This is a genomic window from Verrucomicrobiia bacterium, assembly GCA_035495615.1.
GTDB lineage: Bacteria > Omnitrophota > Omnitrophia > Omnitrophales > Aquincolibacteriaceae > DATJFP01.
This window is the reverse complement of sequence record DATJFP010000055.1, coordinates 1-15,413: the sequence shown is the minus strand read 5'-3', so window position 1 is coordinate 15,413 and position 15,413 is coordinate 1. Positions and strand designations below refer to the sequence as shown.

At 58.2% G+C, this 15,413-nt stretch carries 15 protein-coding genes; 14 read left to right on the top strand and 1 reads right to left on the bottom strand.

Going from position 1 to position 15,413, the window contains the following annotated elements; genetic code table 11:
- Positions 1-69: 69 nt before the first annotated feature.
- From VL688_07380 to VL688_07355, 6 genes are all read left to right on the top strand, one after another.
- On the top strand, positions 70-1,095 hold the full coding sequence (locus VL688_07380) for an aspartate-semialdehyde dehydrogenase (GenBank protein ID HTL47870.1): 1,026 nt from the start codon (positions 70-72) through the stop codon (positions 1,093-1,095).
- Between the two features lie 17 nt (positions 1,096-1,112).
- Positions 1,113-1,859, top strand: coding sequence for a tRNA pseudouridine(38-40) synthase TruA (truA, locus tag VL688_07375; GenBank protein HTL47869.1), 747 nt, complete (start codon positions 1,113-1,115; stop codon positions 1,857-1,859).
- 67 nt (positions 1,860-1,926) lie between these two features.
- The gene (rplM, locus tag VL688_07370) at positions 1,927-2,376 is read left to right on the top strand and encodes a 50S ribosomal protein L13 (GenBank protein HTL47868.1); all 450 of its coding nucleotides are present in this window, start codon (positions 1,927-1,929) and stop codon (positions 2,374-2,376) included.
- Between the two features lie 8 nt (positions 2,377-2,384).
- Complete coding sequence (rpsI, locus tag VL688_07365) at positions 2,385-2,777, top strand: 30S ribosomal protein S9 (protein HTL47867.1); 393 nt, start codon at positions 2,385-2,387, stop codon at positions 2,775-2,777.
- A complete protein-coding gene (locus VL688_07360) occupies positions 2,777-2,899 on the top strand; it encodes a hypothetical protein (protein ID HTL47866.1) in 123 nt (40 codons plus the stop codon). Before rpsI ends, VL688_07360 begins: the two co-directional genes overlap by 1 nt.
- A 63-nt stretch (positions 2,900-2,962) precedes the next feature.
- A complete protein-coding gene (locus VL688_07355) occupies positions 2,963-5,569 on the top strand; it encodes an AsmA-like C-terminal region-containing protein (GenBank protein ID HTL47865.1) in 2,607 nt (868 codons plus the stop codon).
- Here VL688_07355 and rnc read toward each other — a convergent pair.
- Complete coding sequence (gene rnc / locus VL688_07350) at positions 5,497-6,255, bottom strand: ribonuclease III (protein ID HTL47864.1); 759 nt, start codon at positions 6,253-6,255, stop codon at positions 5,497-5,499. The genes VL688_07355 and rnc overlap by 73 nt on opposite strands.
- 246 nt (positions 6,256-6,501) lie before the next feature.
- Between rnc and argC the strand changes: the two genes are divergently transcribed.
- The 8 genes from argC to lysA all read left to right on the top strand — a co-directional run.
- Entirely contained in the window at positions 6,502-7,530 is a 1,029-nt protein-coding gene (gene argC, locus VL688_07345; GenBank protein HTL47863.1) for an N-acetyl-gamma-glutamyl-phosphate reductase, read from the top strand.
- Complete coding sequence (argJ, locus tag VL688_07340; protein ID HTL47862.1) at positions 7,524-8,750, top strand: bifunctional glutamate N-acetyltransferase/amino-acid acetyltransferase ArgJ; 1,227 nt, start codon at positions 7,524-7,526, stop codon at positions 8,748-8,750. The genes argC and argJ overlap by 7 nt, the downstream gene beginning before the upstream one ends.
- A 50-nt stretch (positions 8,751-8,800) precedes the next feature.
- Positions 8,801-9,655 (top strand): acetylglutamate kinase, encoded by an 855-nt coding sequence (gene argB, locus VL688_07335; protein HTL47861.1) that lies wholly within the window; start codon positions 8,801-8,803, stop codon positions 9,653-9,655.
- Between the two features lie 29 nt (positions 9,656-9,684).
- Entirely contained in the window at positions 9,685-10,887 is a 1,203-nt protein-coding gene (locus tag VL688_07330) for an aspartate aminotransferase family protein (protein HTL47860.1), read from the top strand.
- Positions 10,884-11,804, top strand: a complete 921-nt coding sequence (argF, locus tag VL688_07325) for an ornithine carbamoyltransferase (protein HTL47859.1) — start codon at positions 10,884-10,886, stop codon at positions 11,802-11,804. Before VL688_07330 ends, argF begins: the two co-directional genes overlap by 4 nt.
- An 11-nt stretch (positions 11,805-11,815) precedes the next feature.
- A complete protein-coding gene (locus VL688_07320) occupies positions 11,816-13,060 on the top strand; it encodes an argininosuccinate synthase (GenBank protein ID HTL47858.1) in 1,245 nt (414 codons plus the stop codon).
- A gap of 12 nt (positions 13,061-13,072) precedes the next feature.
- Positions 13,073-14,503 carry an argininosuccinate lyase gene (gene argH / locus VL688_07315; GenBank protein HTL47857.1) on the top strand — a complete coding sequence of 477 codons (1,431 nt, stop codon included), beginning with the start codon at positions 13,073-13,075 and terminating at the stop codon, positions 14,501-14,503.
- A 14-nt stretch (positions 14,504-14,517) separates the two neighbouring features.
- The coding region (gene lysA, locus VL688_07310) for a diaminopimelate decarboxylase (GenBank protein HTL47856.1) at positions 14,518-15,413 on the top strand (896 nt) is incomplete at its 3' end.

Below are 15,413 nucleotides of genomic sequence, written 5' to 3'. Positions count from 1 at the left end.
AAAGCCGGCTGCACGCAGATGGGCGACCTCGTGCTTTCTTATATCAAGCCGTAAGGCTAGGAGAAGAACATGAACCCGTTAAAAGTGGCTGTGTTGGGCATTACCGGAGCCGTGGGCCAGGAATTTCTCACGCTCCTCGATGAGAGGAAATTTCCCGTGGCTGAGCTGCGTCTGCTCGCGTCCGCGCGTTCGGCGGGGCAGAAAGTAAAGTTCCGCGGCGAAACGCTCACGATTCAGGAAGCCAAGGCGGATTCCTTCAACGGCATCGACGTGGTGCTTTCCAGCGCCGGCGGCTCTGTCAGCAAACAGCTCGCGCCCGCGGCTGTGAAGGCCGGCGCGCTGGTTGTGGACAATACCAGCGCGTTCCGCATGGACCCGGAAGTCCCGCTCGTCGTCCCCGAAATCAATCCGGAAGACATCGCTAAGCACAAGGGCATCATTGCGAACCCGAACTGCTCGACCATCATCATGCTGGTGCCCGTGAACCCGCTGCGCCAGATCGCCAAGATTAAGAAGATGGTGGTTTCGACGTACCAGTCCGCGAGCGGCGCGGGCGCGAAAGCCATGATGGAGCTTGAAACCCAGTCGCGCGAAATCCTGGAAGGGAAGAAGCCGACCAAGAACGTGTTCCCGCACCAGATCGCGTTCAACCTTTTCTCGCACAACAGCGCGGTCGACGTGGAAACGGGCTTCAACGAAGAAGAAACCAAGATGATGAAGGAAACGGCCAAGATTTTTCACGAAGCCGTCCCCGTGATCCCGACTTGCGTCCGCGTGCCGGTCATGCGCGCGCATTCGGAATCGATCTGGGTGGAATTCGACCGCGAAGTCTCGCTGAAGGAAGTGCAGCAGGCGCTCGAAAAAGCGCCGGGCCTGCGTCTCGTCGACGACCGCAAGGCGAACCTCTTTCCGATGCCGATCGACGCGAGCGGCAAGGACGACATCCTCGTGGGACGCCTGCGCAAGGACCCGTCGAATCCGAAAGCGATTTCGCTTTTTGTGAGCGGCGACCAGCTCCGCAAAGGCGCGGCGCTGAATGCGGTGCAGATCGCGGAGATCGCGTTTCAGACGAAGCTTCAGCCCGCGAAACGCTGATTTTTTCGCGGTTCGAGATGAGAACGATCAAGCTCGTGGTGGAGTACGACGGAAGCGCCTATTGCGGCTTCCAGCGCCAGCCGCGGCAGCCGAGCATTCAGGAAACATTTGAGAAGGCGCTTTCGCAGCTGCTGAACGCGCCCACGAAGATCCAGGGCGCGAGCAGCAGGACCGACAGCGGTGTGCACGCGGCCGGGCAGGTGATTAGTTTCAAGACAGGCTCGGCCATGCCGGCGCCGCAGATGAAACGCGGCTTGAACGCGCTGCTCCCGCGGGATGTGGCCGTTGTCGAAGCGCGCGAAGCGGCCGCGGATTTTCACGCGCGCTACGGCGCGAAGTGGAAGGTCTACGAATACTGCATTTGGAATTCGCCGGTGCGATCGCCGCTGCTTGCGGCAAGAACGTATCACGTGCCGCAGGCGCTGGACCTGAAAAAAATGCGGGCCGCGGCGCGGCTCTTGAAAGGCCGGCATGACTTCCGGTCGTTTTGCGCGGCCGATCCGGCGAAGAAAGAAAAGGGATCGACCGTGAGGACTCTCCGGCGCTTCGACGTCACGGCCGAAGGGCCGCTCGTGCGGGTCCGGGTGGAAGGGAACGGCTTCCTTTACAAGATGGTGCGAAACCTGGTCGGGACGCTTGTGGATGCAGGGGCCGGGCGCATGGAAGTCCGGGAAATCTCGGAAATCCTTGCGGCCAAAGACCGCAAAAAAGCCGGTAAAACCGTTCCACCGCAGGGGTTGACGCTCCTGAAAGTGAGCTATTAGCGGGTTGGGGAAACCTTATAAAAGATTTTGACACCACCTAGGAGCCTTGGTAGAATACACGACCTTTATGAACCAGACAGCCAAAATTCAAAAAACGTTCCGTCCTGCTGAGAAAGATTTCAAGCGCCAGACTTACCTCGTCGACGCCTCGGGAAAGACCCTGGGCCGCCTTGCCACCAAGATCGCTGAGCTCCTGATCGGCAAGGGCAAGCGCGTGTTTGCCTACGACCAGCTTTCGGGCGACCAGGTCGTGGTCGTGAACGCCGAGAAGGTCTACTTGTCCGGAAAAAAAGAGCAGGACAAGGTCCACACCCATTACACCGGCTATCCGGGCGGCCTCCGCACTTATACCATCGAGGATCTCCGGGTCAAGAAGCCGGAAGAAATTCTGCGCCTCGCGGTGACGCGCATGCTTCCCAACAACAAGCTGGGACGTGAAATGGCCAGACGCCTTCGCATCTATAAAGGCGAAAACCACCGCCAGCAGGCCCAAAAGCCCGTCGCGATCAATCTCTAAGGAATCTTATGGCAGCTAATTCATTTTACGGAACTGGACGCAGAAAATCAGCCATCGCCCGTGTGTGGCTTTTCCCCGGACAAAAGGGATTCAAGGTCAACGGACGCGACTGTGATGAGTACCTGCGCCGCAAGAGCATCCAGGCGCTTGCTGAAAAGCCGCTGCGCGCCGCTAATCTTTTCGACCGCTTCCGCGTGCGCGCCCAGGTCGTGGGCGGCGGAATCGCGGGCCAGGCCGATGCGATCAGCCTCGGCATTGCGCGCGCGCTTCTGGATTACGACGTCAAGCTGCGTTCCATGATGCGCCAGGGCGGCTTCCTGACGCGCGACCCCCGCGAAAAAGAAAGAAAGAAGCCCGGACGCAAGGGCGCCCGCAGGCGTTTCCAGTTTACCAAGAGATAATGAAGCGGATTCTCTTTTATTCCTTCCTTGGCCTTTTGGGGCTTGCGATTCTTTCCGGCTGTTCGTCGTTTTTTGAAGATTACGAATACTCGCCGATGGGCCCCTCCAGTACCGGCCAGTAACGGCGTTCCATCCTTTTAACGGAGACGGGATTTTCGAGTTTCCGCAACAATCCCGAGAGGTTGATGACGGTTTCCGAGCAAACATCTTCCATTTCCGACTCCGATCCCAACTCGCCGCAAAAGCCTGCCGGCGGGAAAAAACAACTTGTCCTGAATCCGCGCAAAATCCTGACGGCCGTTTCGATCGTGAGCGTGCTCGTCACGGTCGTCCTGTTTGCCGCGCCGCCTTTTATCTTCCGTTCCCGGCCCATCGAAAAAATTCTGGCTGAAAAGATCCAGAAGGCCTCGGCCGGGGAATTCAAGTACGGTTCGTTCGAGGTGTCTTACTTTCCTTTCCTTGCCGTCAACTTCGGCGACGTCAAACTTCATTCGCTGGAACCCGCGGCCTTCGACCTGCAGGCCGATCTACTTAGGATACGCCTAGCGCGTTTTCCTCTTTTGTTCGGGCGCTTCCGCGTGCGCGGCTTCGATCTGGCGGGCGCCAAAGGCGCGCTCGAGCTTCCTGCCGCCGGCATTTTCCAGAAAGAGATCGTCCCGTTCCGCGACCTGCGCGTCCGGTCAGGCCCGGTGCACAAGGGAGCACCCGTGCGTGTGGAGCTGACGGGCTCTTTCGAAGGCGCGCCCAACGCGCTTTCCATGAAAGGCACGATCCGCACGAATTCGCTTGAAGAATGGAACTGGAACGGGCTGGCCATGGAGCTTTTCTGGAAGTTCGACGGCATTCCGGTGGGGCTGCTCAAAAAAACCGTCAAACAAATGCTGGGCGTGGTGCCGATATCCGGAAGGGCCTCGCTTTTGTGGACGTTGACCAAGGCCGGCGGCGAGCCGTGGCTGCAGCTGCGCTCCGAGGCCCAGGTCAAAAATTTTTCCTACAAGCTCTCGGACGATCCCAACGCGCCCGCCGCGCCGGAATTCGACATCGCATTTTCCGCGCAAAACCGCTGGAACCCGGAAACGGAAGTCCTCGACATCGATCAGTTCGCGGTGCATCTGCCCATGGGCGATCTGGCCGCGAGCGGGGAAGTGCGCGTGGGCACCAAGGAAATCCAGGACCTGCGCGTTTCGGCAACCAAAGTCGTCCTGGAAAATATCCCGCATTATTTCATCAACCTGAAAGAGCTGATTCCTTTCAATGTCGGCTTTTCCGGGCAGAGCAACCTGGAAATGTCTTTTTCCGGGACCTGGGACCATTTGTCGGTCCATGCGAACTGGGATTTGTCGCCCGCGCTGCTCACGTACGCCCGCTTTTTCTCCAAGCCCAAGGACCTGCCGCTCAATTTTTCTTTTGATTACCTGCTGCAGGACAGCCATGTTCTCTCCGGAGATTTTTCCGCGCGGCTGAAAGGCGCTACTTTGAAAGGGACGGTGACCGACCTCAATCTGGGAACAGGCGAGGGGCAGCTCAACGTCATCACCAACAAATTCGATGTCGCGGGATGGCAGGACCTGATCCCGCCGCTGCAAGGTTATGCTCTCACTGGCGGCATCAAGGTGCTGGCCAATTTCAAAGGCAATCTCGGCAAGGTCCAGAACACCTCGAACATGTTCAACGTCAGCCTCGAAAACGGCAGCATCAAAGACCCTTCGGGCAAGGGCATCGAGAACGTGCAGCTGTCCATGGACATCAGCCCGCTTTCCCTGGAAATCCGGCAGAGCCGGTTTTCCGTAGGCGAGCACGCGCTGACGACCAATTTGTCGGTCTACAATCTCAACCAGATCCCGGTCGTGGAATCCCAGGTCTCTTCCGACGAAGTGGAGCCTTACCGTCTTCTCGAAACGGTCGGCGCGCTGGCCGGGCCGTGGATTTCCGAAGACGGCCGCAAAAAAATCGCCGAAGCCGAAAACGGCGTCAAAAGTTTCTTCCCGGAAGGCGAATCCGCGGCCCATTTTTCGTTCGGCATAAAAGTCGGCGGAGGCAAATGGGAAATGCCGGAGCTCAAATTCGAAGCGTATGAAGGCCAGGTCAAGCTTCAGGCTAAAGGCGCATTCGCAGAAACCGGCGGGCTCACCTATGAGGGCGGCATCAACGTCCAGAAGCTGAGCCTTGCCCGGCTGAAGCTCTCGTACTCGGGCGAAAACGCGGCCCAGAAACTCATGGACGGAAATCTCTTCCTGAAAGGAAATGTCCGCGGCACCTACCAGGCCGGCATGGACTGGCAGCCGGCGGTGGAAGGCGACGGGACGCTGCTTGTGACCAACGGGGAATTCCACACGTTCGACCTGCTGGGGACCGCGGCCAAAATCCAGGGGCTTTCCAGCCTGGAGTCCCAGGCTTCCGGAGCTACGCTGTTCCATGACATGCACGCGGATTTCCAGATCAAGAACAAGAAATTCACGGCGGAAAATCTGGCGATCCTGGGTGAGGACTTCACGGTGCAGGCGAGCGGCGAGCTGGGGTTCGACGGACTGCTGAATTACCGCATGAAGACTTATGTCAATTCGCAGTTCATCGTGCCCGACGAACAGGCCAAAGCGGAAAAGGAATTCCTGGGGCCCATTCCGCTGCTTTTGTCCGGTTATCTGGAGAGACCGGAATTGAAACCGGACCCGGACGTGCGTTCGAACCTGGTCAAAGACATTCTGAAAAAAAGGGACCGTCAGCCCTTGCGCAATTTCCTGCCCGAAGACGCTTTTGCCGAGCCTGCTCCGGCGCCGGCCCCCAACTCCTGACGCAGCAGGCGCACGAGCGTGCGCGCCGCTTTTTCCTCGGCCATCTTTCTCGTTTTCGCGACGGCCGTCGCTTTCCAGTCTTCATGCGCCTGGACTTCCACCGAAACGCCTTCCGGCCCCGCCGTAAAAAGATAACGGGGAAGCTTCTGCCAGTTTTTCTGGCAGATTTCTTGCAATGCGCTTTTGGGGTTTGGGTCGAGACGCAGAAGCCGTTTCGCATCCATGTAAGGCAGGAACTGCTTGAGAAGGAATTTTTCCGTCGCGGCAAATCCCTGGTCGAGATAGAGCCCGGCGATCAGGGCCTCGAAGCTGTCGGCCAGGATTTTATCGCGGGCAAGCGCCTGGTGGTTCCACGCGCTGGTTCCGATGCGTATTTTTTTCGCGAGCAGCAGGTGGCGCGCGATACGCGAGAGGATCTTGCGGGAAACCAGCGTCGAGCGCATGCGGCTGAGGATTCCCTCATGCGCCTCGGGAAAAAGTTTGTAGAGTTTTTTGCAGATCACGAGGTTGAGCACTGCGTCGCCCAGGAATTCAAGACGATCGAAGTTTTCCAGGTCCCAGAGCCGTTCGTGTTCGTGCCGGTAAGAGGGATGGGTCAGGGCAGAGTCCAGGAGCTTCCGTGAACGGAAACGGATCCCGCACACGGCTCCGGTCAATGCTTTGGAGCGGCTTGGCTTTTTGAACATGGGGTCTTTAGGAGGGAAAAAATGCCTGGAAACGGGGGTTTTCAGGAATTGGGTCCCTTTTGATCTACAAAATAGGGGTTCTTGGGCCGTTCGTCAACCTTTTTGCCTGTTTTTGCGGCTTGGAAGGTCCTCAGGCGGAGAAGGGTCTCGCTTTAATTGACAAGGCGGGAGGCCTTTCCTATAATCCTTTGTTTCATGGAGGTTTATGTCCGAAGGCGCCTGGATTTGGGGCCTCGGGCGACGGAAATGTTAAATTGCGCCATTGTCGGAGCGACGGGTTATACCGGAGTAGAATTAATCAAAATTCTTCTGCGCCATTCTTACGCGCGGATCAGCGCCCTGACTACGCGGCAGGAAGAATCGTTTCCGGTCCAGTCCTTGATTCCGAGCCTGCCGGCGGAAATCGATCTTCGCATCAAAAAACATTCGTTCCGCGAACTGGTCCGTTCCAGCGACGTTTTTTTTCTTTGCCTCCCGCATACAGAGGCCATGAAGACCGCGGAAAAATTGCGGCAAGCCGGAAAAGTGGTGATCGATCTTTCCGCGGACCTGCGGCTGCGCGATTACCGTGTCTATGAAAAGTGGTATGGAGTCCGGCACGAGACCCACGGCCTTTTGAAGGAAGCGGTTTACGGCCTTCCCGAATTTTTCCGGAAAAAAATCCGGAACGCAAAGATGATCGCCAACCCGGGATGCTATCCCACGGGAGCGGCTCTCGGCCTCGCGCCCCTTTTAAAGGAAGGCGTGATCGAAAAAGATTCGATCGTGATCGACGCGAAGTCCGGCGTGAGCGGCGCGGGCAAGAAACTGAACATGGCCACGCAGTTCTACGAGCTGGACGACAACTTTTACGCCTATCGCGTGGGCAAGCATCAGCACACGCCGGAAATCGAACAAACGCTGTCGGACATCGCGGGCGCGGCCGTCAAGGTCACGTTCGTACCGCATCTTCTGCCGATTTCGCGGGGCATCCTGAGCACGATGTACGTGCGCCGGAAGAAAAAGACCTCCCCGGAGATAATCCGGCAGGTGTTTGAAAAGGCCTATCACAAGGAGCCTTTCGTCCGGCTCAAGGCCGACGGGCAATTCCCGTCCTTGAAGGACGTGCAGCACACGAATTATTGCGACATCGGCTGCCACGTGGATCCGGCATCCGACCGGGTGATCGTGGTCACGGCTATCGACAATCTGCTGAAGGGGGCGTCAGGCCAGGCGGTCCAAAACCTGAACGTCTGCTTCGGCTTTCCTGAGAGAGAAGGACTCAACGCATGGTGAAGCCATTTTGGGAAAAGCATAAAAACGGAACAGTCACGACGCCCCTGGGTTTTTTTGCCAGCGGCTGCCATTCGGGCATCAAGCGCAATCCGCGCAAATACGACTGTTCTCTCATCGTGTCGCGGACGCCTTGCGTGGCCGCGGGAACGTTCACGACCAACCGGCTCAAGGCCTGGCCCGTCCTTCATTCCATGAAGGCGATCAAGGCGGCCAAGCACCACGCGATTCTCGGTTCGAGCGGCAACGCCAACTGCATCAACGGCGACGTGGGCAAGCAGGCCGTGCACGACTGCGTGACCGAAGCGGCGACGAAGCTGGGCTATCTTCCCGAGGAAGTGCTCATCGCGCAGACCGGCCTGATCGGCATTCCTTTTCCTACGCCCCGGCTGAAGCGCGCCATTCCCACGCTGATCAAGAGGCTGGCGAATACGGAAAACGGCGGACGCGCCGCGGCCAAGGGCATCATGACGACCGACAGGACCGTGAAGCAGGTTGCGCTTTCTTTCATGCTCGGCGGGAAAAAAGTTTCCATCGGCGCCTGCGCGAAAGGCGCGGGCATGGTGCATCCGAACATGGCCACCATGCTGATGTTCATCACCACCGACTGTGCGATCACCAAGTCGCTGCTCCGGCGCGCCATCCGGCACGCGGTGGACGACACGTTCAACCAGATTGCCATCGACAACGACATGAGCACGAACGACATGGTGTTCGTCCTTGCCAACGGCGAGGCCGAAAATCCCGTGCTGCACAAGGTCGACCGCGACTACCGGCTTTTCCGGGAAGCGCTGGAAGAAGTCTGCCGCATCATCGCGTACGAAATGATCAAGGACGGCGAAGGCGTCACGCACGTGTGCACCCTGAAACTCCGGGGCGCGAAAAGCCCGAGCGACGCGGAAAGGGCGGCGCGCCAGATCGCCAATTCCATGCTTTTCAAGACCATGCTCGCGGGCGCGGACCCGAACTGGGGCAGGATCGCGGCCGCGGTCGGCGCGAGCGGCGTCCAGTTCCATCCCGACAATCTCAGCATCACGTTCGGAGACGTCACCGTCGTGCACCAGGGCAGGATGAAAGCGCTCAATCTTCCCAAGGCCCGGAAGGTGCTGCAGCGGCGCGAGTATCCCATTACGGTCGTGATCGGCAAGGGCCGCGGCAATGCCGATTTCATCACTTCCGATTTGACTACCAAGTACGTGCTTATCAACGGCTCTTACTCTTAAAGGAAGAGCGACCAACGAGGAGCGGGCATTTTTCAACGGGCCCGGAAGCCATGCAAGAATTAGTCGAAAAAGCGGACATCCTGATCGAAGCCCTTCCTTATATTAAGAAGTTCCGGGGGAAGGAGTTTCTGGTGAAGTACGGCGGCGCGGCGCTCACCTACGAAGGCATCCGCGACAATGTGCTGCACGACCTGGTTTTCATGAACTATGTCGGGATCCGGCCCATCCTGATCCACGGCGGCGGCATTCACATTACCGAGAATCTGAAAAAGAAGGGCATCAAGAGCCAGTTCGTCAACGGCCTGCGCGTCACCGACAAGGCCACGATCGATACCGTGATCGAGACTCTGGCCGAGATCAACAAGGACATCGCGCATGACCTGAACAAATTCGGGGCGCGCGCCATCGGCCTTTCCGGACATTCCGCCGACATCATCCACGTGACCAAGCACACGGAAAACGGCGACGTGGGCTATGTCGGGGCGGTCCAGTACGTGAACATCTCCCCGCTGAAAGAACTGACAGGGGTCAACATCATCCCGGTCATTTATCCGATCGGAATCGACGAGGGCGGCCATGCCTATAACGTCAATGCGGACGATGCCGCGGCCGCGATCGCGGCGGCCATGGGCGTCCAGAGAATGGTCGTGCTGACCAACGTCAACGGCATCCTGAGCAACGTCGAAGACAAAGATTCGCTTATCTCGTCGCTCCAGTGCAAAGACGTCCAGGACTTGATCGACAGAAAAATCATCAGCGGCGGCATGATCCCCAAGGTCAAGGCCTGCATGACGGCCCTCGAAGGCGGCGTCAAAAAAGCGCACATCATCGACGGACGCATCAAACACTCGCTGCTTCTGGAAATTTTCACGGACAAAGGTATCGGGACCGAAATCACCCTGTAGGCTTTCTCCTCCCCGGGCTAGGAAAATAAATGAAAACAAAAGAAGTGCAGTCGCTTTACGAAAAATTCATTCTTCCGACGTATACCCAGATACCCGTGTGCCTGGTCAAGGGCAAGGGCTCGCGTGTCTGGGACCTGGAAGGCAATGAGTACCTGGACTTTTTCCCGGGCTGGGCGGTTTCCGCGCTCGGGCATTGTCATCCGTCCGTCGTGAGCGCGGTCAAGAAGCAGGCCTCGAAGATCCTGCACATCTCGAACAATTTCCTGAATCTCAAACAGGCGCAGCTCGCCCAGGAAATTTCGAATCATGCGTTTCCGGCGAAAACCTTTTTCTGCAACAGCGGCGCGGAAGCGGCCGAAGGAGCGATCAAGTTCGCGCGCAAATTCGGTGCCGGCAGCCGCTACGAGATCATCACGTTCCGGAAATCCTTCCACGGCCGCACCATGGGCGCGGTGGCCGCGACGGCCCAGGACAAAATCCAGAATGGCTTCCAGCCGCTGCTCGAAGGCTTCCGCTATGCGACGTTCAACGATCTGGATTCCGTGAAGGCCGCGGTGACGGACAAGACCATCGGTATTTTTCTCGAGCCCATCCAGGGCGAGGGCGGCGTCCAGATCGCGACCGAGGAATTCATCAAAGGCCTGCGCTACCTCTGCGACCTGAGAAAGATCCTGCTGATGTTCGATGAAGTGCAGACCGGCATGGGCCGCACCGGCAAGATGTTCGCGTTCCAGCATTATGGCGTGGAACCGGAAGTCATGACGCTGGCCAAGGCGCTCGGCGGCGGCGTCCCCATCGGCGCGCTCGTGATCAATGACAAGGTCGCCAAGGGCGTGTTCGGCCCGGGCTCACATGGCTCGACGTACGGCGGCAATCCGCTCGTGACGGCAGCCGCGCTCGGCGTTTTCCGCGCCATCAAAAAAGATGGCCTCCTGAAGAAGTCGAAGGATATGGGCGCGTATCTTCTTGAAAAGCTGAGCGGCCTCAAGGAAAAGTTCAGCGTGATTACGGACGCGCGCGGGCTCGGCCTCATGTGCGCCCTGGAACTGTCGCAGCCCGGCGCCCCTGTCGTGGACGCGGCGCGGAAAAAAGGCCTTCTCATCAATTGCACGCAGGATAAAGTTCTCAGGATCATGCCGGCCATGACCGTTTCCAAGAAGCAGGTCGACAAGGCCGTGAAAATCCTCGAGGAGTCGTTCCAGGAAGCGTACGCGGAGGCGAAGGCCGTATGAGGCGGCATCTGATCTCCATCAACGACTTGAAAATCCGCGACATCGAGAAGATCCTTTCTCTCGCCGAGGAAGTGAAACGCTTTCCCGAGGAATTCCAGAACGCGCTGCGCGGCCATAAATTCGGGCTCATTTTCGAAAAACCCTCAACGAGGACCTGGGTTTCGTTCGACGCGGGCATTTTTTCGCTGGGCGGCAGCACGGTTTATCTCGGCCCCGAAGACATCAAGCTGGGCGAGCGCGAGGAAGTCCGCGACGTGGCTCGCGTCCTCGACCGCTACCTCGCGGGCATCATCATGCGCACGTTCGCGCACGAGACCATCACGGAATTCGAGAAATATTTCCAGAAGCCGGTCATCAACGGCCTGAGCGACAGGGAACACCCGTGCCAGGCGCTGGCGGATTATCTCACGATCCGGGAGCATTTTTCCGACCTGTCGAAGCCCGTCGTGGCCTTCATCGGAGACGGCAACAACGTCATGAATTCGCTGCTGTATCTCGCGGCGCACCTGGGAGGGACGTTCCGCTACGCCACGCCCAAAAAGCACGAGCCGGCGAAAGAAGTCCTCGACCTGGCGCAGAAGATCGCGGCGAAGACCGGCGCGAAAATTTCCGGCACCCACGATCCGAGGGAAGCGGCTGAAGGCGCGGACGTCCTGTACACGGACGTCTGGGTCAGCATGGGCGAAGAAAAGATCCGCGACAAAAAGCTGAAAGAATTCAAGGGCTTCCAGATCAACAAGAAGCTCATGGATCTCGCCAGAAAAAAAGCGATCGTCATGCATTGCCTTCCCGCGCACCGCGGCGAGGAAATCACCGACGACGTGATGGAAAGCAAAAATTCGGTCGTGTTCGACCAGGCGGAAAACCGCCTGCATATTCAGAAAGCAGTCCTTTTGTTTCTTCATTCCACTTTTTAGAGGAGATTCCAATGAGAAAGAAAGTCGTACTCGCATTTTCCGGCGGTCTTGATACTTCCTGCGCGGTCCGGTGGCTCCAGGACAAATACAACCTCGACGTCGTCTGCTTTTCCGCGTTCATCGGCGAAGTCAAAGACAAGAAAAAGCTCGAGCGCAAGGCCTTTGCCGGCGGCGCCAAAAAAGTCATCGTCGAAGACCTGAAGCAGACGTTCGCGGAAGAGTACCTCATGCCCGCGCTGTGGGCGCAGGCGCGCTACGAAGGCAAATACCCGCTGGCCACCGCGCTGGGCCGGCCGCTGATCGCAAAGCGTCTCGCGGAAGTCGCGCTGAAGGAAAAGGCGGAATACGTGGCGCACGGCTGCACGGGCAAAGGCAATGACCAGGTCCGCATCGAAGTCGGCGTCCGGACGTTCGCGCCGGAACTGCGCATCATCGCGCCTCTGCGCGAATGGGAATTCAAGTCCCGCGAAGAGGAGATCGATTACGCCCGGAAGCACAACATCCCGGTCGACGCGACGAAGGCCAGCCCGTACTCCATCGACAAGAACATCTGGGGCATCGCGATCGAAGCCGGAATCCTGGAAAATCCCATGACCGAACCGCCGAAAGACGCCTACGTCATGACCAAAGATATTTCTCAGGTCCCGGACGATCCGAAGTACATCACGATCGATTTCGAGAACGGCATTCCCGTGAAGCTGAACGGCGCGCGCAAGACTCTGGTCGACCTCATCGAGAGCCTGAATGAAATCGGCGGCGCATACGGCGTCGGCCGTTTCGACATGATTGAAAACCGGCTCGTCGGCATCAAGAGCCGCGAAGTCTATGAAGCCCCGGGCGCGGAGATTTTGCTGAAGGCGCATGCGGAGCTCGAGAGCATGGTTATGGACCGGGAATATCTTCACTACAAGCGCGTGCTCTCCGAAAAGTATTCGCAGCTCGTTTATTTCGGGCAGTGGTTCACGCCGCTGAAGCAGGCGCTCGACGCGTTTTTCGCGGTGAACCAGAGCCGCGTCACCGGCAAAATCAAGGTGAAGCTGGAAAAAGGCCACGCGGTTTGCGTGGGCAGGGAATCCGCGTTCTCGCTTTATTCGGAGAAGCTGGCGACCTATTCCGCCCATGACGCGTTTGACCACAAGGCGGCCCAGGGCTTCATGAAGGTTTGGGGCATGCCGTACGAAGGCATGATGAGCGGCAAGAAAAAGTCCGCGAAAAAGGAAAAGAAACCCGCGCTGCAGGAGATGGCGCTGAGCTGATCGGGAAAATCCATGGCAAAAAAAAATAAAAATGCGAAGGCCCTGTGGGGCGGGAGGTTCAAAAAACCGGCCCATCCGCTTCTGAAGGACTTCAGCTATTCGCTGGCCGTGGACAAGGAACTGCTCGAAGCCGAGATCGAAATCGACGTGGCCTGGGCGAAAATGCTCGGCCGCATCCGGCTGATTTCCAAGGCGGAGTCCGCGCGACTGGTGCGGGCCCTCGTGCAAACCGGCAAGGAACTCGCGCCGAAACTCACCGACGACGCGCTCGACCGGCAATGGCTCAAGGATTACGAGGACATCCACACGCTCGTCCAGATGACGCTGGAAAAGAAAGTGGGCGGCCTCGGCAAGAAAATCCATACGGGCCGCAGCCGCAACGATCTTGTCGTCACGTCCACGCGGGTTTATCTCCGGAAGAAAATCGCGCAGGCGCTGGAATCCGTCCAAAGCCTTCAGAAGGGGCTCGTGAAGGCCGCTTCGAACGCGGGCGATTCTCTTGTGAGCGGCATGACGCACCTGCGCAAGGCGCAGCCGGTGCTTGTCGCGCATCATCTGCTCGCTTACGTCGAAATGCTGGAAGACGATGCGGGCCGGCTCCGGGACGCTCAGAAGCGTCTCGATGTGATGCCGCTGGGTTCCGCGGCCTTGGCGGGCTCTGCGCTTCCGCTCGACCAGAAATTTCTTGCGAGAGAACTCGGCTTCAGCCGCATAGCTCCGAACAGCCTTGCGGCCACAAGCGACCGGGGATTCATCACCGAAACGCTCGCCGCGCTTTCCATTTTATGGATGCATCTCTCACGGCTTTCGGAGGATTTCATCCTCTGGAATTCGGAACCGTTCGGCTACATCGAGCTGGACGACCAGTTCGCTACGGGTTCGAGCCTGATGCCGCAGAAGAAAAACCCGGACATCTTCGAATTGACGCGGGGACGGAGCGGCGTGATTTTTGGCTATCTCCAGGCGCTGCTCGTCATCCAGAAAGGCTTGCCGCTTGCTTATAACCGCGACCTTCAGGAAGACAAGCCGCAGCTGTTCGACGCGCTGGCCAAGACCGTCCTCACGCTGGAGCTTCTCGCGCTCACGGTGGCGAGCGTGAAATTCGTCCCGGCCGCGCTGCAGCGCTCGGTGCAGGACGACGCGATCTTCTCGACCGACATCTTGGAATACCTCGTGCGCAAAGGCATGGCGTTCAGCGAGGCGCATAGCCTTGTTGGTCAAATGGTTGCGCATGCCTCGGCCGAGGAGAAAAATCTGGGTGAGCTCGAGCTGCAGGAGTTCCGGTCGTTCACACCGGTCTTCGACAAAGACGTTTACAAAATTTTCGATGCCTCGGTTTCCGTCCGGTCCAAAAAGACCGTCGGGAGCACGCATCCGGCGAACGTGTCCCGGGAGCTCGGCCGCTGGGCCACGGCGCTGGGCCTGCGCCTCAAGAAAAAATAATCAGGGGAATATCCATGCACGATTTCAGATACGAAGGCAACGAACTTTACTGCGAAAATGTGAAGGTGGCGGACATCGTCAAAAAGACGGGAACGCCCGCTTACATCTACAGCTACAAGACCTTCACGGACCACATCACGAAGATCCAGAAGGCCTTTGCCTCCGTGAAGCCGCTCATCTGCTATTCGATGAAGGCCAATTCCAATCTAGCGATCCTGAAGGCCGTGATCAAAAAAGGCGCGGGCCTGGACATTGTTTCCGGCGGAGAACTCGCGCGCGCCAAGCGCGTGGGCTGCGCCCCGGAGAAGATCGTGTTCGCAGGTGTGGGAAAGTCGCCGGAAGAAATCGAAGCGGCGCTGGCTTACGGCATCCTGTTTTTCAATGTCGAGTCCGCGCCGGAGCTGGACCTGATCAATGCCATCGCCAGGAAAATGAAAAAGACGGCGCGCGTTTCGCTGCGCGTGAATCCGGACGTCGACGCGCACACGCACCACCACATCACGACCGGCAAGGCCGAGAGCAAGTTCGGCATCGACATGGAAACCGCCCGTGGGATCCTCGCGCGCAACAAGCAGTATGCGAACATCAGCTTCTGCGCGATCCATGTGCATATCGGATCGCAGATCCTGAGCCCCGAGCCGTTTTTCCTCGCGTTCAAAAAGGTGCTGAAGTTCGTGGACCAGGTGGAAAAAAGTTACAAGCTCAAGATCGACTACCTGAACCTGGGCGGCGGCCTCGGTGCCGTGTATCGCGACGAAAAGCCGCAGACCGCGGAGCAGTATGCCAAAAAAATCCTGCCGCTTTTCAAGGGCCGCAAGTTCCGCCTGGTATTCGAGCCCGGCCGTTTCGTTTCCGCCAATGGCGGCATCCTGGTGGGCAAAGTCCTCTACATCAAACAGACGAACGTGAA

What these genes read in the sequence shown, in the direction of transcription:
- argB (HTL47861.1), top strand. Translation starts at nt 8,801, where the DNA reads ATGCAAGAATTAGTCGAAAAAGCGGACATCCTGATCGAAGCCCTTCCT.
- VL688_07330 (HTL47860.1), top strand. Translation starts at nt 9,685, where the DNA reads ATGAAAACAAAAGAAGTGCAGTCGCTTTACGAAAAATTCATTCTTCCG.
- rpsI (HTL47867.1), top strand. Translation starts at nt 2,385, where the DNA reads ATGGCAGCTAATTCATTTTACGGAACTGGACGCAGAAAATCAGCCATC.
- argH (HTL47857.1), top strand. Translation starts at nt 13,073, where the DNA reads ATGGCAAAAAAAAATAAAAATGCGAAGGCCCTGTGGGGCGGGAGGTTC.
- argJ (HTL47862.1), top strand. Translation starts at nt 7,524, where the DNA reads ATGGTGAAGCCATTTTGGGAAAAGCATAAAAACGGAACAGTCACGACG.
- argC (HTL47863.1), top strand. Translation starts at nt 6,502, where the DNA reads ATGTTAAATTGCGCCATTGTCGGAGCGACGGGTTATACCGGAGTAGAA.
- argF (HTL47859.1), top strand. Translation starts at nt 10,884, where the DNA reads ATGAGGCGGCATCTGATCTCCATCAACGACTTGAAAATCCGCGACATC.
- VL688_07360 (HTL47866.1), top strand. Translation starts at nt 2,777, where the DNA reads ATGAAGCGGATTCTCTTTTATTCCTTCCTTGGCCTTTTGGGGCTTGCG.
- rplM (HTL47868.1), top strand. Translation starts at nt 1,927, where the DNA reads ATGAACCAGACAGCCAAAATTCAAAAAACGTTCCGTCCTGCTGAGAAA.
- VL688_07380 (HTL47870.1), top strand. Translation starts at nt 70, where the DNA reads ATGAACCCGTTAAAAGTGGCTGTGTTGGGCATTACCGGAGCCGTGGGC.
- VL688_07320 (HTL47858.1), top strand. Translation starts at nt 11,816, where the DNA reads ATGAGAAAGAAAGTCGTACTCGCATTTTCCGGCGGTCTTGATACTTCC.
- rnc (HTL47864.1), bottom strand. Translation starts at nt 6,255, where the DNA reads ATGTTCAAAAAGCCAAGCCGCTCCAAAGCATTGACCGGAGCCGTGTGC.
- truA (HTL47869.1), top strand. Translation starts at nt 1,113, where the DNA reads ATGAGAACGATCAAGCTCGTGGTGGAGTACGACGGAAGCGCCTATTGC.
- VL688_07355 (HTL47865.1), top strand. Translation starts at nt 2,963, where the DNA reads ATGACGGTTTCCGAGCAAACATCTTCCATTTCCGACTCCGATCCCAAC.